The sequence below is a fragment of the Alteromonas sp. ABH4_452 genome (assembly GCF_056311825.1).
The window spans coordinates 1,715,910-1,737,239 of sequence record NZ_CM149973.1; the positions used below are offsets into that span (position 1 = coordinate 1,715,910).

Annotated in this window: 14 protein-coding genes; 7 read left to right on the forward strand and 7 right to left on the reverse strand. The window is 45.4% G+C overall.

The genetic code is table 11. The features are described from left to right. Positions 1-34: 34 nt before the first annotated feature. Both ACYX4N_RS07295 and ACYX4N_RS07300 read left to right on the forward strand, forming a co-directional pair. Positions 35-3,289, forward strand: coding sequence for a WD40/YVTN/BNR-like repeat-containing protein (locus ACYX4N_RS07295; RefSeq protein WP_476056100.1), 3,255 nt, complete (start codon positions 35-37; stop codon positions 3,287-3,289). A 274-nt stretch (positions 3,290-3,563) separates the two neighbouring features. Next, positions 3,564-5,561: a TonB-dependent receptor gene (locus ACYX4N_RS07300; RefSeq protein ID WP_476056101.1), complete on the forward strand. Its 1,998-nt coding sequence runs from the start codon at positions 3,564-3,566 to the stop codon at positions 5,559-5,561. Here the strand turns inward: ACYX4N_RS07300 and ACYX4N_RS07305 are convergent. Both ACYX4N_RS07305 and ACYX4N_RS07310 read right to left on the reverse strand, forming a co-directional pair. After that, positions 5,556-6,113 carry a PepSY domain-containing protein gene (locus ACYX4N_RS07305; protein WP_476056102.1) on the reverse strand — a complete coding sequence of 186 codons (558 nt, stop codon included), beginning with the start codon at positions 6,111-6,113 and terminating at the stop codon, positions 5,556-5,558. The genes ACYX4N_RS07300 and ACYX4N_RS07305 overlap by 6 nt on opposite strands. A gap of 113 nt (positions 6,114-6,226) precedes the next feature. Further along, complete coding sequence (locus ACYX4N_RS07310) at positions 6,227-7,204, reverse strand: hypothetical protein (RefSeq protein WP_476056103.1); 978 nt, start codon at positions 7,202-7,204, stop codon at positions 6,227-6,229. Positions 7,205-7,361: 157 nt separating this feature from the next. Here ACYX4N_RS07310 and ACYX4N_RS07315 point away from each other — a divergent pair, with 157 nt between their 5' ends. Both ACYX4N_RS07315 and ACYX4N_RS07320 read left to right on the forward strand, forming a co-directional pair. Continuing rightward, complete coding sequence (locus tag ACYX4N_RS07315; RefSeq protein ID WP_476056104.1) at positions 7,362-8,813, forward strand: radical SAM protein; 1,452 nt, start codon at positions 7,362-7,364, stop codon at positions 8,811-8,813. A gap of 10 nt (positions 8,814-8,823) precedes the next feature. Next, positions 8,824-10,548: a DUF1223 domain-containing protein gene (locus tag ACYX4N_RS07320; protein WP_476056105.1), complete on the forward strand. Its 1,725-nt coding sequence runs from the start codon at positions 8,824-8,826 to the stop codon at positions 10,546-10,548. A gap of 28 nt (positions 10,549-10,576) precedes the next feature. Here the strand turns inward: ACYX4N_RS07320 and ACYX4N_RS07325 are convergent, their stop codons facing one another. The 3 genes from ACYX4N_RS07325 to ACYX4N_RS07335 are packed head-to-tail and all read right to left on the reverse strand — an operon-like array spanning position 10,577 to position 14,338. Continuing rightward, positions 10,577-12,790, reverse strand: a complete 2,214-nt coding sequence (locus ACYX4N_RS07325; RefSeq protein ID WP_476056106.1) for a xanthine dehydrogenase family protein molybdopterin-binding subunit — start codon at positions 12,788-12,790, stop codon at positions 10,577-10,579. Further along, the gene (locus tag ACYX4N_RS07330) at positions 12,777-13,817 is read right to left on the reverse strand and encodes an FAD binding domain-containing protein (protein WP_476056107.1); all 1,041 of its coding nucleotides are present in this window, start codon (positions 13,815-13,817) and stop codon (positions 12,777-12,779) included. The genes ACYX4N_RS07325 and ACYX4N_RS07330 overlap by 14 nt, the downstream gene beginning before the upstream one ends. Beyond that, a complete protein-coding gene (locus ACYX4N_RS07335) occupies positions 13,817-14,338 on the reverse strand; it encodes a (2Fe-2S)-binding protein (RefSeq protein WP_476056108.1) in 522 nt (173 codons plus the stop codon). The genes ACYX4N_RS07330 and ACYX4N_RS07335 overlap by 1 nt, the downstream gene beginning before the upstream one ends. A 243-nt stretch (positions 14,339-14,581) precedes the next feature. Between ACYX4N_RS07335 and ACYX4N_RS07340 the strand changes: the two genes are divergently transcribed. The 3 genes from ACYX4N_RS07340 (at position 14,582) to gloA (ending at position 16,931) form a co-directional block, all read left to right on the forward strand. After that, positions 14,582-15,313, forward strand: coding sequence for a YehS family protein (locus tag ACYX4N_RS07340; RefSeq protein WP_476056109.1), 732 nt, complete (start codon positions 14,582-14,584; stop codon positions 15,311-15,313). A gap of 93 nt (positions 15,314-15,406) precedes the next feature. After that, the gene (locus ACYX4N_RS07345) at positions 15,407-16,351 is read left to right on the forward strand and encodes an alpha/beta hydrolase fold domain-containing protein (RefSeq protein ID WP_476056110.1); all 945 of its coding nucleotides are present in this window, start codon (positions 15,407-15,409) and stop codon (positions 16,349-16,351) included. A gap of 31 nt (positions 16,352-16,382) precedes the next feature. Beyond that, positions 16,383-16,931: a lactoylglutathione lyase gene (gene gloA / locus ACYX4N_RS07350; protein ID WP_476056111.1), complete on the forward strand. Its 549-nt coding sequence runs from the start codon at positions 16,383-16,385 to the stop codon at positions 16,929-16,931. Positions 16,932-17,047: 116 nt separating this feature from the next. Here gloA and ACYX4N_RS07355 read toward each other — a convergent pair whose 3' ends face one another. Both ACYX4N_RS07355 and ACYX4N_RS07360 read right to left on the reverse strand, forming a co-directional pair. Further along, a complete protein-coding gene (locus ACYX4N_RS07355) occupies positions 17,048-20,572 on the reverse strand; it encodes a DUF748 domain-containing protein (RefSeq protein ID WP_476056112.1) in 3,525 nt (1,174 codons plus the stop codon). Positions 20,573-20,703: 131 nt separating this feature from the next. Further along, entirely contained in the window at positions 20,704-21,294 is a 591-nt protein-coding gene (locus tag ACYX4N_RS07360; RefSeq protein WP_476056113.1) for a DUF2780 domain-containing protein, read from the reverse strand. Between the last annotated feature and the right edge of the window lie 36 nt (positions 21,295-21,330).

The window sequence follows — 21,330 nt, forward strand, 5'->3', positions numbered from 1 at the left end:
TTTTGAGCCCTATCAAACACACTGGATAACAATAATGAAAAAGTTTCTTAAAGCGGCAGTTGCTGTATCAGTTGCACTTGCGTGCCCCCCCGCCTTTGCAGACAAAAACGACAAGAATGAAGTCTTCAGCAGTTCAACATTCAAAGCCATGGAACTTAGAAACATTGGACCTGCTTATATGTCGGGCCGAATAGCCGATATTGCAATTGACCAGAACAACCCATCTACTTGGTACACCGCTGTTGGCTCTGGCGGTGTGTGGAAAACTACCAACGCGGGCACAACCTGGGAGCCTATCTTTGATGACCAGCCTGTTTATTCCATTGGTGATGTGACCATTGCGCCAAGTAACTCAAATATCATTTGGGTGGGAACGGGCGAAAATAATGGCGGTCGCCACATCAGCTTCGGCGACGGTGTTTATAAGTCGTTAGACGGCGGACAGACCTGGAAAAACATGGGACTGTCGAAGTCAGAGCACGTTTCAGACATTATTATCCATCCTACTAACCCGGATATTGTATGGGTTTCAGCTCAAGGTCCACTTTGGAGTGGCGGAGGTGAGCGAGGCTTGTATAAAACGACCGACGGGGGCGAAACCTGGAAGCAAGTGCTTAAGCCTGCTGATAAATGGACGGGCGTAACCTCACTACTTATTGACCCGCGTAACCCAGACAAACTTTATGCTGCAACGTGGGCGCGTCAGCGTTCAATTGGTGCCTATGTGGGAACGAACGAAGGCGCAGGTATCCATACTTCCAGCGACGGAGGCGAAACCTGGACTGAACTTAAAACAGGTTTACCACAAGGCAATATGGGTAAAATTGGTATGGCTATATCACCCATGAACCCTGATGTTATCTATGCCACTATTGAAACCGATAATCGCGGTGGTGGCTTCTATCGCTCAGCTGATCAGGGCGCTAGCTGGACTAAAATGTCTGATGAAGTAGGCGGCGGTACTGGCCCTCACTATTATCAAGAAATTTTCGCCGACCAGCATCAGTTTGACCGTGTTTATATCGCCAGCAACTACAGTAAAGTATCAGACGACGGTGGTAAAACATGGACGCCTATTAATACTAAGCGCAAGCACGTGGATGACCACGCTATGGCCTTTCACCCCACTGACCCGGATTTTGTTTTAATGGGGTCTGATGGCGGTATCTATATGTCTCACGACAGAATGGCAAACTGGCGCTTTATGGCTAATTTGCCATTGACCCAGTTCTATAAAGTTGCGCCAGACGATTCAAAGCCTTTTTACAAGATTTACGCAGGGGCGCAGGATAACTCTACCCAAGGCGGCCCTTCACGCACTATGCGAGAAGAAGGGATTAAGAACAAAGATTGGTTCTTAACGTTAGGTGGTGACGGACACGGCCCTGCGGTAGAACCTGGCAACCCTGATATTATGTATTCTCAGTGGCAGCAGGGTAACTTGACCCGCGTTGATATGAAAACCCGTGAAGGTGTATACATTAAGCCTCAGCCACTTCCAGGCGACCCGGCAGAACGATACAACTGGGACGCGCCGATAAATGTTTCAGCTCATGACCCAGCGCGTATTTACTTTGCATCGCAGCGGGTCTGGCGTAGCGATGATCGCGGTGACAGCTGGACACCAGTATCAGGCGATTTAACGAAAAACGGCAATCGTATGCACTCGCCATTAATGGGGCGCACGTGGTCAGTAGAGGCCGGTTGGGACTTATATGCCATGACCGAATTCCACACCATCGCCAACTTTGCTGAAAGCCCGGTAGATGAAAATATTCTGTGGGCAGGCACTGACGATGGCATTATTCAAGTGACCACCAACGGCGGCAAATCGTGGAAAAAGATTGAGTTAGACGATATTAGAGGCATTCCTGCCAATTCTTATGTGAATGATATTCGCGCTGACTTGTTCGACCCTAACACCGTATATGTGGCGCTGGATAACCACAAATATGGTGACTACAAGCCTTATCTTATTAAATCAACTAACTTGGGTAAAAGCTGGACATCACTTGCTGAAGACTTGCCTGAGAAGCATTTGGTTTGGCGCATTGTGCAAGACCATGTGAACAAAGACCTGCTCTTTATTGGTACAGAGTTTGGTGTGTTTTTCTCGGTAGATGGCGGTAAAGACTGGGTTGAGTTAGATGGTGGCATGCCGACCATTTCGACTCGTGACGTGAAAATTCAGCGCCGTGAGAATGACCTGGTGGCAGGTACTTTTGGTCGTGGTATCTACATTCTTGATGACTATGCGCCGCTGCGTTCCTTAACAGAAAAGTCAATGCAGCAAGAAGCTATCTTGTTTGCCCCAAGCCGCCCAGTTAAATGGTTCCAGCTAGATGACAATCATACTGACTCTGACGGCGACGACCGCTTTGTTGCAGAAAACCCTGAGCATGGTGCAACCTTCACTTATTACCTGAAAGACAGTTTGCTTACGGCAAAAGAAAAACGCCAAGAAGCAGAGAAGAAGTTAATAGAGGATAAGAAGTACCCTAAATACCCTAGCTGGGAAGCTGTGGAAGCAGAGAACCAAGAAGCGGCGCCTGCGGTTTATGTTGAGGTACGCGACAGCGACGGAGACGTTATAAAGCGCGTTGAGGGTAAAGCGAAGAAGGGCTTACACCGTATTACCTGGGATATGAAGCATACATCGACGAGTCCGCTTACGGATAAGGAAAGCAAAGACAGAGGTCTGATGGCGTTGCCAGGCACCTACACTGCTACCTTGTTTAAGCGCGTTAATGCTGAGGTAACACAACTTTCTGAACCTGTTTCGTTTGAACTTAAGCCTATTGTTCAGGGGGCGCTTGAAGGTGCTACTTATGAAGAAATTGCTGCTTATTCAGATAAGGTAAGCACAGCGCAAAAACGTGCACTTTCTTCAACGACAGTGCTGACGCAGCTTAAAGATACAATGGCTCTATTGCGCACAGCTATTGACCGCACGCCAAATGATGTGGCAAAACTTGAAGCCCAATTTGCTGCGATTCAAGACGAGTTAAACGAAGTGAACAGAGCGTTTTACGGTCTTAAATCACGCGATAAAATGGGCATTAAGCCAGCGAATATCATGAGTCGCCTGCGCTATGCTCGTTCTGCGTTAGGTTCATCTTATGGGCCTACACAGCAACACAAAGATCAGCTTGGCTATGCTCAAGACAGCCTAGATAGCGTAGTTACGCGCATCAGTACTTTACAAAATACTGCTGTACCTAAGCTGCAACAAGCTGTGGTTGATGCTGGGGGACCGTGGACAACAGGTCTTCCTGTAATCGCTAAATAGCGGCCGACTAGCCTGACTTTCAGTCTAATTGTTAGTCTAGTTGGGCTTAGCACGCGGCAGTAGCATTACTGCCGCGTTTTTCTTTTTATTTTCAATCAGATTTTCGGTACGTACTTCTATCATTCGTACGTATCGGTTAGTGAGACCTTTATTGTTTTCTTTTTTTCCAGCTCAACGTTCTTCAATGTTTATTGATACTTCATCAGGTTTACCTGCATCTATGACTTCGCCTTTAATATGTTCGTCGCCTATATCTTCGACAAGGGCTTTTGCAGTGTTTTTGCTATTACTTTTATCGACACCGAGCTTTGCTCAAAGCGAACCATCCAATAGCGTTGAACGCTATACGGTAACGGCTACGCGCCCCTATTATGACGAAGCGCTCTCACGCATATTTCCACAATATGATTTTGATAAAAGTAGTCTTGTTTCGCCTTTGCACGCCAATGATGTGCTGCTTCAATCGCCGTCAGTATCGTTAAACGGGCAGGGAGGACAGATACAAAGTATTAGTGTGCGAGGGTATTCGCGGTGGCGAATTCAAACCTTGCTGGATGGCGTGCCTATTGTTAGCGATAGGCGCGCAGGTTCAAGTGTAGGCTTTATTCCGCCTGACTTTATTTCGTCAGCCACCGTATTACCGGGCGCAGCTTCCACTTATCTAGGCTCGGGCGCTATTGGCGGCGCGGTGAACTTACAGTTTGAATCACTCAAAGAGTCCTATTTGAGAGTAGGTTACAGTAGTAATCAGCAGATGAAAGCCGTGAGTTATGCCGGAACCAGTGCTGCCGATAGCAGCAAAAATGGCGCAAACGGCACATACAATTCAGGCATTACAGATTGGAATATCTCATACAGAAGCGCGAATAACGGTGAGGATGCGAACGGAAATACCCTGTTTGATCAATTTGAACAAACAGGGTTGTTTCTTAGGCACAGACCTGAAAATAGCATGATAAAAGAAGCATGGACACTATATTCAAACAACAACGACATTGGTAAATCCAGCAGTGATTATCCTGAAAGCAGAATAACAACCTACCCAAATAATACCCATTGGCTTGGCAAAATAGCGTTTGAAGATAAACTATTTGCTGGGAATATTTGGTGGCATAAATCAAGCTTAGATACCTCGGTGTTGCGACCAGAAAGCAGGATAAATGACAGCGAAAACGAGGCGTTTGATTATGGTTTCAATATCAATACAGATACGCAGTTAAAAGGCTGGGACTTAAACTGGCAGTTTCAGTTATCCGGTCGTGAAGGTGTGGTGGCAGATGAGAGAGAATTCACTTTAACCCCAGTCGAAAGCGCATCGCCTAACTCTACATCGCCCAGTTTGATAACAAACGCATTTGAATCTGAACTTGCCTATGAAGTGCGTACTCTCGACGCTAGCGAGATTAATACTGCAGCGGTTGTTGATGCTTCACATCAATGGCAACGCTGGTCCGTTGCCATGGGGGCAAGGATTGATTGGCAGCGACAGTCTGATGGTTCAGGTGCTAGCACAGCTCAGCCTAATGATGTCCAGCCTAGTAGGTCGCAATCAACCACGAATTTTAGTGGCTATCTGGGCGCAAATTATCAGATTTCTCCCCATTGGTCAGCTAGCATGTATGTTTCTAGTGCATTTAGAAACCCATCTTTAACTGAGCGCTTTTTTGCTGGGGAAACGCCTCGAGGTACGGTGCTGGGTAGTACTCAGCTTGAAACCGAACAAGCCCTTAATAAACAGCTAACCCTGGCCTATAGCGCAAGACACATTCAGGGCTCGATTGAAGTGTTTCATCAGCAAATTGATAACTATATTGAACGTATTACAGTTGCTGAAGATGTACTTCAATATGCTAATTTAGATAGTGCAACTATAGAAGGCGCCAGCTATCAGGTTAGCTGGCAATCACAAGACAGCATCGTAGATGCTCGTCTTAGTGGCATGTGGATTAGCGGTGAAGATAACTTGGGCAACACCATTGCAGATATACCGGCAAACTATCAGCGTCTAGATGTAGGTGTTAATTGGCAAGCCACGCGCTTTTTTACGGTACTAAGCTATCGGGCTAGTAAGTCAGACATTGCAGACGGCGAACGAGCCCTTAGCGACGTTTTTACCCTGGATATTGGCGCGAACTGGCAGTTAGGTGAGGATATGCAACTTCAAGCAAGCTGGAGTAACCTCACTAACCAACACTATTACACCAGCGCTGATGACAAAGCCGCGTTTGCTCAAGGGGAAAGTGTACAGCTAGCCATCACTTACCAACTATGAGTTATTAAATGGCTGGCGGTATTTCTTTTTTCGATATTTGCTTTTCAGGGTGGTGTATAGCATAACAAGGCCGGTTACCCACAGCACAAAAAGTAAAAGGGCGGCGGGTAGAAACAGCCATAGCTTGGCACCTTCAAAGAACCAGCTGCCGTCATGAATGGCTTCGATAGTGTCTGTGCGTCGGTAGGCAACCTGAAGCACATCGCCACTTTGGGCATCAAGCTGCACTTCCCAATGGTTCTTGCCGCGAACTTTTATGATGCCTTTTCCGGGGCGAACATCTAAACGGTCGATATCGTCCCACGTATTTAAGTTAACCTGAGGCACCTGTTTTACAGCATCAAGCACTTCCTCAAAGGGCAGCGTCGGCGCGCTGTTTTGGCCTTTTTGCACTTTTTGCGTAGGCGGTTGGATCCAGTCGAATTCTTTTTTAACCTGCAATAACAAGCCGCTAGCGATAACAATGATCACAGGGATAAAAATAACCAGCGACAGCCACAAGTGAATACTGCGACTATACTTGCGACTGTTTTTGCGAAAGGAAGCGGACATGAAACAACACTTAAAACAAAACGTTAAATACACCGCATACTATACGGTAATCTCGATAGGCAGTAAAAACCGTCTAGCGCGAGGTTTATCTGTTTAAACGGAATTATCCAACGTCATTTGGTTGCGGGGTGATTAAAGTGAAGCTTTGTATCGCAGGTAAGTGAAACAACCGACTCGGTTAATATAATTTCGCCAATTTCTTGCCAATGCGCTTTGTCTATTCCTGCATCATTAAACTCGGCGGCAGAAATAGCCCAAGTCAGTGTCTTATTGGGGTAATGCTGTAACGACAGCTCATCTCTGAAATCATCTTCGTCTACCAGCGGTGTATCTGGGCTTAATGCGGCTCTCAGCCAGTGAGGGCCTTGTTTTTCGGTTTTTACTTCAAGCTCTCGCTTTATCTTGGTTTCTTTCGAAGTTATTGGTGCTGAAATGCTCAGTTCTGACGAACTTTCTTCTGTATGCCCCGCCATTCTGGAGTTTGCATCACCAACCTTTACCGCGGCTAAATGAGAAACGGGTCTAAACCGCGCATTGGCTTTTTTACCGCTAAAGTCTTTATCGGCTTTCTCAAGGTCGCTTTCCAATCGATAGGCAGTAAGCAATTGGCTAAAGGGCGGCAGCTCACCAAGTGCTGGTTCGTTAGTCATTCGCAAGCTTGCAACATGCTGGGTTTTAGTTCCCCCCAGCGAGTGCATTAAAAATATGTTCTCAGTAAGTGCACTATGGGCATTGGGGAAGAGCTTAACTGCCATACCAAAAGCACGCTTATCTCGCTGCTTTGTTCCGCTTAAACTGACTGAAGCCCTGACAATAATAGGTACCTCTGTACCCGCTTGAAAAAGGCCAGAGTAAGGGCTGTTTTGACTCATCTTCCAAGTACCAGCAAAGCAAATTCCGTTGGCTTGAAGTAGCTTATGTTTGGTGTCTAATTCGATAAAATTTGCATCAGATGAAAGGGTCCTTTGAGCATGTTTCAACAGTACATTTTCGTCGTTGACGTCAAAGTGTTTGCGCGACACATCATATTGCGGAAGGCTTGAGTAAGGGTCAGAAAAAACAAGGCTTTTCACTTCCTCGAACGCACTCAATGGCGCAGCTAAACCGAGCTTGGCTTCACTAGTTTCTGCATGACTTGTTACACAATAAAAGAAAGTGGTTAGTGCAAAAAAACGGCATGCCTTGAAAGTATTTTTAAGTGTAAAAGGTCTTTGTTGATACTGAGTAGTTTGAAAAAGGCACATTGAAATGACGTGCTCCCCTGGTACCACAAGAAATCAACAACTTGCCTCTACACGAAAGCGAATGGGCGAACATTTTACTCCCAATCAACTTTTGGGGCGAACGCATACCATTGGCTGTGTTGCTGTCGAAATCACGCAAAAATGTAATCTTGATTGCACCTTATGCTATTTGTCAGAGCATTCGCAAGCAGTTCGTGATATTCCCATTCAAGAAGTGTTCAAGCGATTAGACAATGTGCTTAAACACTATGGGCCTGGAACTAGCGTGCAAATTACTGGGGGCGATCCTACCTTAAGAAAGCGCAGCGAGCTTATCGATATTGTTGCCTATGCAAATCAACTTGGCTTACATACGGCGCTATTTACAAACGGTATTGCTGCCACTAGGGGCCTGCTCACTGAGCTTGTCGAAGCAGGGCTTAACGACGTTGCATTTCACGTAGACACCACCCAAGAACGCAAAGGTTATGATGATGAGCTGTCGCTAAATGCTATTCGTGAAGAATACATAGAACGAGCCAAAGGTTTGGGGCTCATGATCATTTTTAATACCACAGTACACACCGATAACTTCAAAGAACTGCCCATGCTGGTGGATTTTTTTGTACAGCACGCAGATGCGGTAAGTTTTGCTTCGTTTCAGCTACAAGCTGAAACCGGACGAGGCGAGTGGGGCGCACGAACTGATGTGGTCGACCCGCTTACCGTAAAAGCTGCAATCGAGAAAACAATTTCTAAAGCTTTGCCGTGGGAAAAGGTACGCATAGGCCATAGTGATTGCCATAGCTACATGCCCACTTTAGTGGCTGATAAGCAGGTCTATTCGGTAGTTGACGATAGCGAGCTATTCGCCGAGTTCATTGAAGATTTCAAGCATATACAAACTACCCGCCAGCATGGTAAGGCAAAAATAGTAAGAGATTACATTCAAGCTTTACTGTTGCGCCCTCACTGGATTTGGCGGTTAGCAAAGGCATCATCGGCAAAGCTGTTAGAAATGCGCAGTAGTTTAGTTAAAAGTCGCGGGCGAATGCACAAGCTGTCGTTCTTCGTTCAAAACTTTATGGATGCCAGTGCGCTGCAGCAGGACAGAATTGATGCGTGTTCATTCATGGTAATGACAGCAGACGGCCCCGTTTCCATGTGTAAACACAACGCAGAGCGCGACGAGCACATATTAAAGCCGCTTTCTTACACCAACCATCGGGGGCAGGTAAAGCAATATCAGCCTTTAGGCGAGCGGTATCGAGAGAATAACGTGATCCCTATTCGACTGCTTGCCGATGATAAGGCTGTTCACGAACCCATCATTGGGGCCTTAAATGAATCAATCAGTGAGCCAATTAGCGATCTAAAGCAAGAGCTAACTCAGAAGTCAGCTCACGGGGTAAATAACGATCTTGGCGCTAGACCAAGTAGCGTTCACTCAAATCAACAAACTTCAGAAATAGGATAAGGAAAAAGCCATGCAGTATTCTAATTCGCTCAAGTTTAACAGCGCTTTCGGTGACGCTTTACGGGCGTTTGTTTCATTGGGTTTAGCGTTTTTCTTGTTGTTTTTCGTACAAAGTGTAAGTGCAAGCGAAAAGCCAAATGAAGTAAGTTCAATGAGTGCTAACGCCGAAACCCAAGCGCTTGTTACGCTAAAGCAAGCTTACAAACAAGCGAACCAAGACTGGGAGTATGTATTAGCAAATTATGTTGATGAAGAAGGGCGAACTAATTTTAAGGCCTTGTCTGAGGATATTGCGCGGCTCGAAAATGTCGTGACGTTTATTGGTTTTGCTAGCCCAACAGCAACACCTGAATTATTCACTTCGCCAGAAGAAGTAATGAGCTATCACATCAATAGCTACAACGCATTAGCAATGTTTGGCGTGATTGAAAAAGGTATTCCAGATGGCTTTACCAGCTTTTTTTCTCGCGCCGCGTTTTTTAAGTTTCGGGATGTGGTGATTGGCGGGAAGGTCACTAATCTATACGACTATGAAAATGATGTGATAAGGCCGCTTGACGAACCAAGAGTACACTTCGCCCTTAACTGCATGGTGAAAGATTGTCCACGACTACCTAAAACACCGTTTTACCCAGAGTCATTAAATGAAACGCTAGAAAAGCTTACCTATGAATTTTTCAACAAGCCAAAGTACTTCTATTTGGATGATAAACGCAAACGAGTGTATGTATCAGAAATATTAGACTTCTATACAGAAGACTTTGTTGCGTCGGGCAAAGCCCGAGACTTACCTCAATATATCAACAAATATATTGAGCAACCTATACCTTCCAATTACAAGCTTCGCTTTATTGATTACGACTGGCGTATCAACGCACAGCCAACACAAAGCCGCGTAACACAGGTTTCAGAGAGCGAGTTAAATAAAACGCCTAGCGAAGCTTCAAACAACCCTATAGTAGAGGCTGCTTTTGCGCTTCATTCTAGGGAAAGTAATACCCATGAACCTGAGCGTGGAACTGCATCAGACGCGCCTTTCATACTTACCAGTACGCCTAATCAAACGACAGTTTTGGAGCTTTATACATCTCAAGGTTGCAGTAGCTGCCCGCCGGCAGAAAAATGGATTTCAGGCTTTGTAGATAGCGATAAATTATGGACAGAGCTGGTTCCTATCAACTTTCACGTGGACTACTGGGACTACCTTGGTTGGAAAGATCCGTTTGCCGATAGTGCTTTTAGTAAAAGGCAACGAGATTACAAGCGCGTAGGCAAAGCCAACACTATTGCCACGCCCGGTTTTGCTCTAAATGGTCGCGCTTGGAACGGTTGGTTTCGCGGGCAGCCGTTACCGAACAAAACTGTCCCTCTGTCTGGCGTACTTCACGCTTCGGTAGAAAACGGCAACATAGACGTGACGTTCAATAAAGCAAACGCCAACAAGGATAATCCTTCACTAACGGTACATACGGCATTACTGGGCTTTGGCATAGAAACATCGGTAAAGCGAGGTGAGAACGCAGGGCGTAAGCTAACTCATGATTTCGTAGTGCTAGATTACAAAAAAGCGGAGCTAAGTAGCGAAACTGACAATGCTCGCGCATTTCAATATGAGACAAGCTTACCTTTGCCCAGCAACACGCATGTAGCAATCACAAAACGCGCCCTAGTTATTTGGATATCCCATACTAACGACCCTTCTCCAATTCAAGTCGCCGCGTCTTGGTGGATGTGAAGCGGCCTCGTTGGGCCGCTTTTGATGCTCAGTTTTTACCAGCGATTATCTTATCCATAGTAATGGGGAAGTCTCGCACCCGCACTTTGCATGCGTCAAAAATCGCGTTAGCGATAGCGGCGCCAGCACCAGTAATGCCTAGCTCACCAATGCCTTTTGCGCCTACCGGCGATGCGGCATAATCAGGCTCTTGTAAGAAATCTAAACTTACCTCGCTAATATCTCTATTTACGGCAACGTGATACTCGCCGAAGTCTGGGTTTACGAAGCTTCCCGTGTCTGTATGGTGGTGGATCCCTTCGGTGAGCGCGTAGCCTGCGCCCCATACCATTCCACCTTTTATTTGAGACGACGCCGTTTTCATATTTAAAATTTGCCCCGCACTGAACATGCCGTACTGTCGAAGAAGCCTAACTTCACCTGTGTACTCATCTACCTCGACTTCCGCGAAGTGCGCGCCACAGGAGTACTGTTCATCATCACTGGTGTCGTCTTCGGATACTTTGCCGCTTGCTGATAACGGGAAGTCGCTGCGAGAGATAAAGTCGTCTAGCAAGTGCGTGTCAGTCGTAACATCAATGTTACCTTGTGCGCTAGGCTGTAACTTTATCTGACCATCTGAAATATGCACTTCCGCTTGGCTAAGGGCAGAGGGAAGTGAGCTTTTAATATTCGCAATAAGCGCTTCACACGCCTTTTTCACCGCCGAACCAGAGCTAGCGGCTCCGAATGAACCACCTGAACCGCAAGAGGCGGGGTAGCGGCTATCGCCGAGTTTTACTGTGACATTGTCTACCGACGTATTTAAAGTATCGGCGGCAATTTGAGTAAGAATAGTGTAGGTGCCTGTACCAATATCTGTCATGTCAGTACGAACAGTTACCTCACCATTGGCACTTAATTCAACTTCAGCGGAACTCTCTACCAACACATTCATACGCATAGCGCTCGCTACGCCATGACCGATTTTTTTACCCGGTGTGGGCTGTGCTTTGTGCTGCCAATTGAAGTTTTGCGCGCCTTGGCGAAGGCACTCACCTAAGTTGTGGGTGGTAAACCGCGTGCCTTTCATAGGGTGTACGACAGGCAGGTTTTTTATGCGAAACGTAAGCGGGTCGATACCTGCTTCGTGAGCAAGTTCATCAATAGCCGACTCAAAAGCAAGAGAGCCAATGGCATCTCCGGGAGAGCGGGTAGAGTCGATAAGCGGTAGGTCTACGTCTTTAACCCTATGCGTGCTCTCGATAAACTGTGATTTATAGGTAACCCGTGCGCCAGCCCCCGTTGCTTCGGCAAATTCATAGCCTTTAGCTTTTGGCATAGCGCTTTTGTGCTGTACGCTTAGCAGTGCATGATCATCACCAGACGCAAGGTTTATCTGTTGTGTACTGTGCCCACGGTGAGGAGTGTTATAAAACACTTGTCGTCTACTTAACACCACCTTTACCGCGCGTTCTAAATGTCTGGCGCCTATACAGGCAAGCGTAGCATCGTAGTGAAGACCTAATTTAGAACCAAAGCCTCCACCTACAAAAGGGCTCTGCACTACAATGTCTTCTGGCTCCATTTCAAGAGTAATAGCGAGAGCTTCTACAGCCGTTGCAATAATTTGCACGCTACAATAGACCTCAAGCTTTCCATCTTTAAAATCGGCAACCGTAGCGTGAGGCTCCATAGCGGCCGAGATTTGGCTTGGCGTGGTATAGGTTGTGTCAACGCTTGCGTGAATATCGCTTGGCTGTGGTTTATTTCCGCTAGATGCGTCTGCCTCAAATCCACCATCTAATGACTCTGGCTTTTGCGTAGCATCATCAAACTCTATGAGTAAGTCTGGTGTTTTACCATTTATGGTATAGCTGACTAGACTTGCAGCATAGCGTGCTTGCTCCAAAGTGTCTGCAATAACTAATGCCACGGGCGCACCAAAATGACGAATGTGAGGTTCGTTAAGTACGGCGCGACTTTGGGTAAACCGGCTTTCATCCGCAGGCTTACTAAATGGCTTAAGGGGCCCTGCATTAATATGTGTGATCACCGCGTGTACGCCATCGGCCTGTTCTGCTTGCTCTGTATTAAGGGATGTGATTTCACCGACGGCAGTGTCACTTGATACAACCCAGCCTATCAAAGGAGTGCGTTCGCTCATATGCTCTGCTGCATACCTTGCTTGGCCTGTCACTTTTGCAGCGCCATCAACCCGGCTAACTGACGTTCCTACCGTTTTAGCGTTATGCGTTGTCATATAAAGCTCCTTCATGCTCGGGGTGCTTTTCCTGATGTTCTGCTATCTCTAAAAGCACTTTTTCTAACGTCCTGCGCAATAGTTCTGGTTTGAAATCGTTACTGCCGTAGGTTTTTGCACTGGATAATTCAGCCTCAGCCGCTTGCGATATAACTTCAGGTGTTATCTCAGCGCCTTCAAGAACGCGTATTGCCTTTTGCGGGTACCAAGGCTTGGTGCCTACACCACCAAAGGCGAGCGTAAGGTCTTTAACTCGTCCATGGTCAATTTTTAAGCCAGCAGCAACAGACACAAGGGCAAACGCATACGAAGAACGGTCTCGTACTTTATGGTAGTACTGCGTGCCGCTAGATTTCTTCTCTATGCTGATATGGGTGATAAGTTCATCTTCGCCCAACTGATTTTCTATGTGTGGAGTGTCGCCTGGTTCACGATAGAAATCCCTTAGCGAAATTTGTCGAGTTTTGCCATTAGGTTGCTGGGTATGTACTTGGGCGTTTAGGGCCATCATGGCCACGGCCATGTCGGAAGGGTGTGTGGCAATACAATGTTCACTGGTGCCAAAAATGGCATGTATTCTATTCATGCTGTTAATAGCGCTGCAACCAGTACCAGGCTCTCTTTTATTGCAGGCTTTTGTTGTATCGTAGAAGTAGTAACAACGGGTACGCTGTAATAAGTTGCCGGCCGTCGTCGCGCGGTTTCTAAGTTGGACCGTTGCGCCGCTTAATAAAGCTTGTGCAAGTAAAGACAGTGAGGGCTGCGTGTGAGCAAACTTCGCTAAGTTTGAATTAGTCACCATGGCGCCAATATAATAGTGATTGTCGTCTTCGGTGATAGCGTTAGCTTTTTCCCATTTCGCAAGACTCACCAATGTTTTAGGCGTTTCTACCTGTAATTTCATTAGGTCTATTAGGTTGGTACCGCCGGCCAAAAAACGTGATGTATTATCTAGCGGGACATTATCTAGCGGGGCATTATCTAACGGGGTTTCGCCGTCGTAGTGATGGAGATTAAATGGCTGCATTACTGTTTCTCCAAAGCAATCACATCTGTGATTGCGTCCACAATATTTGGATAAGCGCCGCATCGACAAAGGTTACCGCTCATGCGTTCGCTGATGTCTTCCTTAAGAGATACTGTACTATTACGAGAACGGCTGTAAGTAACAGCGCTAGGTTCTTTATTACTTAGTTCGCGAAGCAAGGATACCCCTGAACATATCTGACCGGATGTGCAGTAGCCACATTGAAACGCGTCACGCTCGATAAAGGCTTGTTGCAAGGGATGGAGTGATTCACCTTCGCCTGCACCGTTGTTTATACCTTCAATAGTTGTGACTTCAGCGCCTTCTAGCTGAAATGCAAACACTAAGCACGCGTTGATGCGCTCGCCGTCGGCGATTACAGTACACGCACCGCACTGACCGTGGTCGCAGCCTTTTTTAGTGCCAAACAGTGATAAATGTTGATGAAGAAAATCTAACAGTGTAGTTCGCGGGTCATCAGGAAGACTGACGTCTTTCCCATTGAGATTTAACGTTGCCATGGAAGGTTCCTTTTACCAATGAGCTCAATTTCGGTACTCCAGTGAAATGAGCGTGACGAGATTTACAATATGGTTACGCCATCAAAGTTAATTTGGTTTCACCATGAGCCAACTGGTGACGCTTGCTTTTAGCCCGTGATAGATGCAAATGCTTAAGTGGTGTAAAATATAAAAAAGAGCGGATGGCTCTACACCTTTAATCTATGCCGCTTATTGGCTACTCCACTTTTCAGGCCCATTTTCATGATCCACAACGATGTTCTACGTCGCCTTCGTTATGCATTAGCTATAAACGACACCGCCGCAATAAGTATTTTTAAATTAGTTAACTACGATATGGAGATTGACTATTTACATGCCGTAATGAAGCGAGAAGACGAAGCTGGCTATTTGCCGTGTCGTGATAAGATTATTGCGCTGTTTCTTGATGGTTTGATTATAAAGAACCGAGGCCGACAAGAAGGGCAAGCGCCCAGAGAGCTTGGGCCAAAAGAGCGATTAAGTAACAACGAAGTACTTCGCAAAATTCGTATAGCAATGAGTTACAAAGATGAAGATATGATTGAAGTACTTCAACTGGCTGGCTTTAGAATTAGCAAAAGTGAGCTTTCTGCATTGTTTAGAAAGCCAGACCATCGCAATTACAAACCAGCGGGTGATCAAGTGGTCCGTAATTTATTGCAAGGTATGGTGAAAAAGTATCGACCTGATTCATCAGGTACCGGCCGCAGTGCGCAAACAGGTCTTCAAAAGCCAGCCGCTAATGTGTCACACGAGAATCGGTCAAACGATAGTAAACGCGTTAAAGGTAAACCGAACGAGAATAATCCTCATACTAACAAGCCAAGAGTTACATCGTCGGTAACTAATAAGGCTAAGCGCTCAGTTAGCCACAGTGCTAACAATGAAATGCAAAAGGCCAAAAAGCAACATAATGCATCTGTGTGGGGCGAGCTACCTGCTAAAAAGCGGTGAATAAAGTTCACCGCTAGATGACTTCCATTTGCCAGTGCTTGAGAGCTTGTTAGGCTTACTGACTTCAATCAACATAGGATGGAGTTTTCATTTATGCGGTTTACTTTTGGGCTTGCTACGCTTCTAGGTATAGCAATCATGCTAGTAGGGTGCGGTACGACTAAAAGCGATAAGAGCGAAACAAAGAGCTACAAGGCCGAAACGCCATCTTTAAATGTAGACAACATTAGCTCCCAGTCTATAGTTTACAAGACAGTTAATGGTAAACGTTTAGCATTGGACCTATACATGCCAACTTCCTCTGAAACTGCCCCTACACTCGCCGTATGGGTTCATGGTGGTGCATGGATGAGAGGGAGTAAAAACGAGACCCTGTCCAAAAATGGTAATTTAGTCGCCTCTTTGCTCAATGAAGGTGTAGCGGTTGCCGCAGTAAATTATCGACTTAGCGGTGAGGCTATTTATCCTGCAGCACCCAATGACATAAACGATGCGATTAATTTTTTAGTTGATAATAGCGATAATCTTAAACTAAGCGCTGATCACGTGATCATGATGGGGCGCTCAGCGGGAGGGCATCTGGCCTCGCTTTTGACCACATCAAACAACGACGACGCTCCATTTCTTGATGCAAAGCCGCGCTACCGCGTTATTGGTATGGTCGACTTTTTTGGGCCTTCTGATCTTATGGCCTTGCGGGGTAACAGCGGCAAAGTGGATCACGACGCGCCTGATGCCGCAGAAGCTCAATTTTTGGGTGAACCTCCGCTGGCCAACGAAGCTCTAGCGCGAGAAGCCTCGCCGACCACTTATATAGATAACGAAACGCCGCCTTTTATTATTTTCCATGGACTTGATGATGGTGTAGTACCCGCTACGCAAAGCGAATTATTAAGTCGCCGCCTAGACCAGTTTGGCGTGCCAAATGAGTTGTTCCTTGTTAAAGGTAAGCGCCATGGCGATCCGGTATTTGATACCGACGAATTTGTCTCGAAAGTAGTTAACTTTGTAAGAGAAGTTAAAAAGGAAAATAACTAAATTTATTTCAATAGAGTAAAAGGGAAAAATTATGAGCCGACATTTTGATAAGGCCGAAGGCCTGTATGAAGAAAAAGATGCCGCCACACAAGGCTTTGTGTTCAACCAAACTATGCTGCGCATTGCCGATCCCAAGCGAACGCTAGACTTTTACACGCGAGTGATGGGGATGACGCTCATTAAACGTCTAGACTTTGAAGAAATGAAGTTCAGCCTTTATTTTTTGGCGGCAGGTGATGATTTCTCTGATATTGCCGATGATGAAAATGAACGTACCCAGCAGACTTTTGGTCGCCCAGCTATGCTTGAATTAACCCATAATTGGGGCGATACGCCAGAAACCGTTAGCTACCACAATGGCAATACCGAACCTAAGGGCTTTGGTCATATTGGTTTTCATGTACCCGATGCAGAAGCAGCCTGCGCCAGATTTGAATCCCTAGACGTTCCTTTTCAAAAAGGACTCAATGATGGCTCTATGAAAGGCATCGCATTCATTAAAGACCCAGACGGCTATTGGATTGAGATTTTTGATGCATCAAAAGTTGCTGAAACCTGTGCGCCGCATTTGAAAAAGTAGCTTAGAGATTTTGAGGGCTCTTGCGTGTTGTTCGCAGCGTTTAGCTAGCCAGAAATTTTAAAAAAGGTGTCAATGGAAAAGGGTAGCTTAGTTAAACCGGCTACCCTTTTTGTTTATTAGTTCGCTTCCAAGGTTAGCTCAACGCCGCTAACTTCAGTATGTAAGTCGTGCTGAGTATTAAGCAAAAATAAACGGTTTGCTTCAATTTCCCCTTCGTTGGCTAAATAGCTTTTTACCGCTTTACTGCGCAAGCCGGCAAGTTCAATTAACGCGCTTTCTGGAATGTCGATACTATTGCGAAGCTTGTTGTAACGGGCAATCGTCAGTGCTTTTTGCACGTCTTCTTCGTTAACCGTATCAATAAAGTCATCATTACTGTTTTGACTTTCACCTTCACTTGCTAACTCAGGGTATAGCTGAGCCACCATTTTCTTATATTCTTGATCAAGGTCTGGCGTAAACATCTCTACATAATGTGACAAAAGGGCGTCGGCTAGTGGACCTTCCAATGGTATACGGCTGCCGGTTATTACCTCATCTTGCGTGCTACCACTGTTGCTGGGATTTTCAACCTCACTATCGGCAGAAGTACTCTCGTTCGCACTCTCATTACCTGAAATTCTAGATGGTTCAACAAGCCCACTTTTTGCAAACAGCGTGGTGTTTAACTGGCGTTGTGCCAGCATACTTGCATCTGATACCGCATTTACCGTACCTTCAATGTTCACTCTTAGCCCTGGGCGTTTTTTTAACGCCTCTGCTAGGGTATTCAGCTTTTCCTGTGCATCCGCGCCGAGTGAATGTTCTCCAAATTCAAACTCAACGCTGTCTAGCTCGTCATCGCTGCCAACCAGATTTGCTAGTAGCGAAAACGGCGCGGTCACAGCCTTGGTAATGATATTGCCAATAGCATTAAGGATTATGGAGCCAAAGCTAAAATCTGGGCTGTCTACGTCTCCAGATACATCTAAACCTAAATCTATAACGCCGTTGCTATCCTCTAGCAGCGCGATAGCGAGCCCAAGCGGCAAACTTAGCGCTTGGTCAGAGTTAGATTTTTTGCCTAACGTTAGCTGGTCAATAACCACATGATTCTTACCTTCCAGCACTTTCCCATTAAGCTTGTATTGCACGGCTAATGACAACAAGCCTTTGTCAATGTAATAGCCCATATAGGTGCCAGAGTAGGGGTTAACTGAAGTCAGTTCAGCGCCTTTTACAGAGAAGTTTAAATCTAGGTCTAGATCACTTTTTAATGGGTGAATGGTGCCCGCTAGTTTTACCGGTGCATAGTTATCTATTTTTCCAGTGATATCCACATTAGCTGGCGTATCTGAACGCGAGTCTATGCCTGATACTTTGCCATTTAGGCTTTCTATGGCCGACGCGAACTTCGGTGTTAATGAGTGATCAGCAAAGTAGGCTTTACCGTTCTCAATTGATATGGCATTCACAACAATAGCAAGCTCTTCAGCGTTTGAAGTTGCCATTTCGTTAGTTGCAGATGCTGCCGAATTTGCTGGGTTTATGCTTTCAGGTTCACCAGCGATATCATTCTTAACTGTCTTTTCTGTTTTGTTGTCTTTGGTTGAAGCAACAACTAGCTTGCTCACATTGGTTTGCTTGGCTTCGTCAATAATGAGTCGAGCGAAGGGAGATTGTAACTGAATATTGTCTACGCTTAGCTGGTTTAAGGCGCGGTTAAAGTTAATATCGTCCACTATTAAAGATTGCCATTGCAACAACGGCTCTTTGGCGTCATCTAGTACACTTAAGTCAGACACCTTCGTATTTGCCTTAACGTTTAGTGTTTCAGTTCCCTCATCACCCATTGCAGCGTCAAATTCAACATTTAGATTGAAAAAACCTTTTTCAAGGGTAACGTTGGCATAGGGTGAAGCATATTGCTGAAATTGGTTAAGTGCTAGTTGCTCAATGGCTGCTTTGCCTTGCACCTCTTGTTCTGCAATAACTAGGCTTCCGCTACTTGTCAGGGTACCTTTTGATGTATTGCTAAAGGCTTGGGTATCGGCAGAGACTTGTAGGCTTGTGGTGTAAGAAATGGGTTTAGAGAAATCAGTGGTGATTTCACCGCTTTCAATATCCAATCGACTAATTCTATAGTAGGTGCCATTACTTATGCTGCGCTCTAGCATATCAACGGTGCCGTTATTGAATGCAAACTTTTGTAGCGCTACTTTCCATGTCGTCTCTTGCTCTAGTTCCGGTGAGCCATTTTTAGTTTGGGCTGCTGTTTGCATCTCTTCGCCTGTTGATTCTAGCGAAACGGTCTCTGCATCAACGCTGTTGTCAGTTTCAGGTGTTATTTGTTCTTTAAGCTGAAGGCTCTTGTCCTTAATTCCAGACTCAGAAGGCGAATTTGTGTTCGCTTTGGCGCTTGCTTGAGTAGCAGAAGCGGTCAGACTTTTAGGTGTAAACAGGCGTTGTAAATCGAGCCCTGTCTCGTCAAACAAGCCAGACACTCTGACATCGTCTAGCGCAACTTTAGCAATATTTACCTGCTGCTTTGCGCCGTTTACGTTTATGTCGTGAACGGCAAATGAAGGGATGGCGAGGATCTCTTTCGAGGTACTGACACTATCTGGCGAGCTTGATGACGCGGCTGCTGATGTGGGTGATGGTGCAGCGGAATTAAACACCAAGTTGTTGACGGAAAACTCACCGCCTTCCAGTAAAAACTGAAACGCCTCTCCCTCTTCAAAAGCCTGTGCTCGAAGGCTTAAGTTAACCGTGCCGTCCACTAGTTTCGCTTCTACCAAATCTTTCGATAGCGACCAAAGCGGTGCTAAAGCAACGTCACTTATCGCAACGTCTGTAGCAACTTTAAAGGGAGACAGTTGGAACTCACCTTTAATCGAAATTTTGCCTTTTTCGGCGGTAAGTACATCAAACTGGTATTGATTAAACGCTGCTTCGCTATTGTCATTAACACTAATTACAGCATGCGTATCTAGATCTTGAAGTGCAACGTCCAATTCAGGGTAATCAAGCAAGGTATCGGTAATTTCGTCTTCTAAAACAATATGGCCGTTACTTAGTTTAAATTGACCTAATGTTATTCTAGGGATCTGCCCGTCAGATACCTCTTTCTCTTCATCTTTCTCATTTGTACTGCGCTTTTCAATGTGGGAAAGAATGTCGGAAAAGTTAAATGTTAGTGTGTCGCTATCGGTATTTAAACGTGCAACTTTTGCATATGGCGAATCGATAGTTAACGACTCAATTGCAGGAGTGAGAGTAAGCAACGTTTGCCAAAAGCCAATGTCTAAAGAAAAATTACCGACACTGAAAAAACGGTCGCGTGACAATTCATTGTTGATATCGCTTTCACTGCTACTTTTACTCAGCTCGTCACTATCACTGGTGGTTGATGGCTTAGATTCTGGATAGATGAAAAAATCAGTAATGCCTACCTTCAATAGAAAAGGGTTTATTGCAATATCTTTTACCGTGGCATTTCGGCCTGTATTTTCTTTTACTAGGTTAGGTAATTTTGCCTCTAGTACCGCAGGAGTTACTACGCCTAAAAGAAGGGCATAAATAAGATAGAAAAGGACAAGGTAAGTAGAAACCCGAAACCACTTTGGTTTCGCTGAAAACCAAGATGTTGCATTTTGCATAGGCGATTAGGCTGCGTAATTGAGTATGAAAAGATGAGCAAGGTTGCTATTAGAAAAATACAACCTTGCAAAAAAGGTTTAAAGCGTATTAGTTTTTGCTAAGCAGCATATCTCAATACGCTTTCGATAGATTACAGAGCTGCTAGTAAATTATCTAGGCCAGATTTAAAGAGTGCTTGTGTTTCTTCATCGGCATTTACATTTAGGTATGAGCTGATTTGCGTGGCAAAGCTGGCAATCATATCGGTTGATAAGCCTAGCGCCTCAAACTGTTGCTTCAAATCATTTACAGATTTAAGTGTAGAGCTATATTCAGAGGCTTTATTAAGCAAACCTGTTAGTGACGAACTAGAGCTTGCAGCCGTATCACTGCTAAGTGACGGTACATTTTCAAGTAGGCCATCAATGCCAGGAATGTTGTTTGCCAGTTGCGCATATTCACCGCTAGAAAGGTTACCTTGAACATAGTTCATAATAGAGGCAATACCGCCCTCTGACTGCGTTTTAGATACATTAAGATTGTCAGAAACTGTACCTATCAAGCTAGATAGGTCGATACCAGACGCAGCACTTGTTGCCATTTCAGTTAGGCTACTAGTAGTAACAGTCGAGTCAGCTTTCTTATCGCCTAAAAGGCCTTTAAGCTGGTCGATATTGGCGTTTGCGTTTGTTGTAAAGACGGTAAGAGCAAGCACAGCAGGTGCTAAAGCGAAACGGTTCATAATAAGTTTCCTTGTTGTACGCCAAAAAAGTAAAAG

Excerpts from the sequence above, each read along its gene's own strand:
- ACYX4N_RS07325 (WP_476056106.1), bottom strand. The coding sequence starts at position 12,790 with ATGACAACGCATAACGCTAAAACGGTAGGAACGTCAGTTAGCCGGGTT.
- gloA (WP_476056111.1), top strand. The coding sequence starts at position 16,383 with ATGAGCCGACATTTTGATAAGGCCGAAGGCCTGTATGAAGAAAAAGAT.
- ACYX4N_RS07355 (WP_476056112.1), bottom strand. The coding sequence starts at position 20,572 with ATGCAAAATGCAACATCTTGGTTTTCAGCGAAACCAAAGTGGTTTCGG.
- ACYX4N_RS07345 (WP_476056110.1), top strand. The coding sequence starts at position 15,407 with ATGCGGTTTACTTTTGGGCTTGCTACGCTTCTAGGTATAGCAATCATG.
- ACYX4N_RS07320 (WP_476056105.1), top strand. The coding sequence starts at position 8,824 with ATGCAGTATTCTAATTCGCTCAAGTTTAACAGCGCTTTCGGTGACGCT.
- ACYX4N_RS07335 (WP_476056108.1), bottom strand. The coding sequence starts at position 14,338 with ATGGCAACGTTAAATCTCAATGGGAAAGACGTCAGTCTTCCTGATGAC.
- ACYX4N_RS07330 (WP_476056107.1), bottom strand. The coding sequence starts at position 13,817 with ATGCAGCCATTTAATCTCCATCACTACGACGGCGAAACCCCGTTAGAT.
- ACYX4N_RS07295 (WP_476056100.1), top strand. The coding sequence starts at position 35 with ATGAAAAAGTTTCTTAAAGCGGCAGTTGCTGTATCAGTTGCACTTGCG.
- ACYX4N_RS07360 (WP_476056113.1), bottom strand. The coding sequence starts at position 21,294 with ATGAACCGTTTCGCTTTAGCACCTGCTGTGCTTGCTCTTACCGTCTTT.
- ACYX4N_RS07305 (WP_476056102.1), bottom strand. The coding sequence starts at position 6,113 with ATGTCCGCTTCCTTTCGCAAAAACAGTCGCAAGTATAGTCGCAGTATT.
- ACYX4N_RS07315 (WP_476056104.1), top strand. The coding sequence starts at position 7,362 with ATGACGTGCTCCCCTGGTACCACAAGAAATCAACAACTTGCCTCTACA.
- ACYX4N_RS07340 (WP_476056109.1), top strand. The coding sequence starts at position 14,582 with ATGATCCACAACGATGTTCTACGTCGCCTTCGTTATGCATTAGCTATA.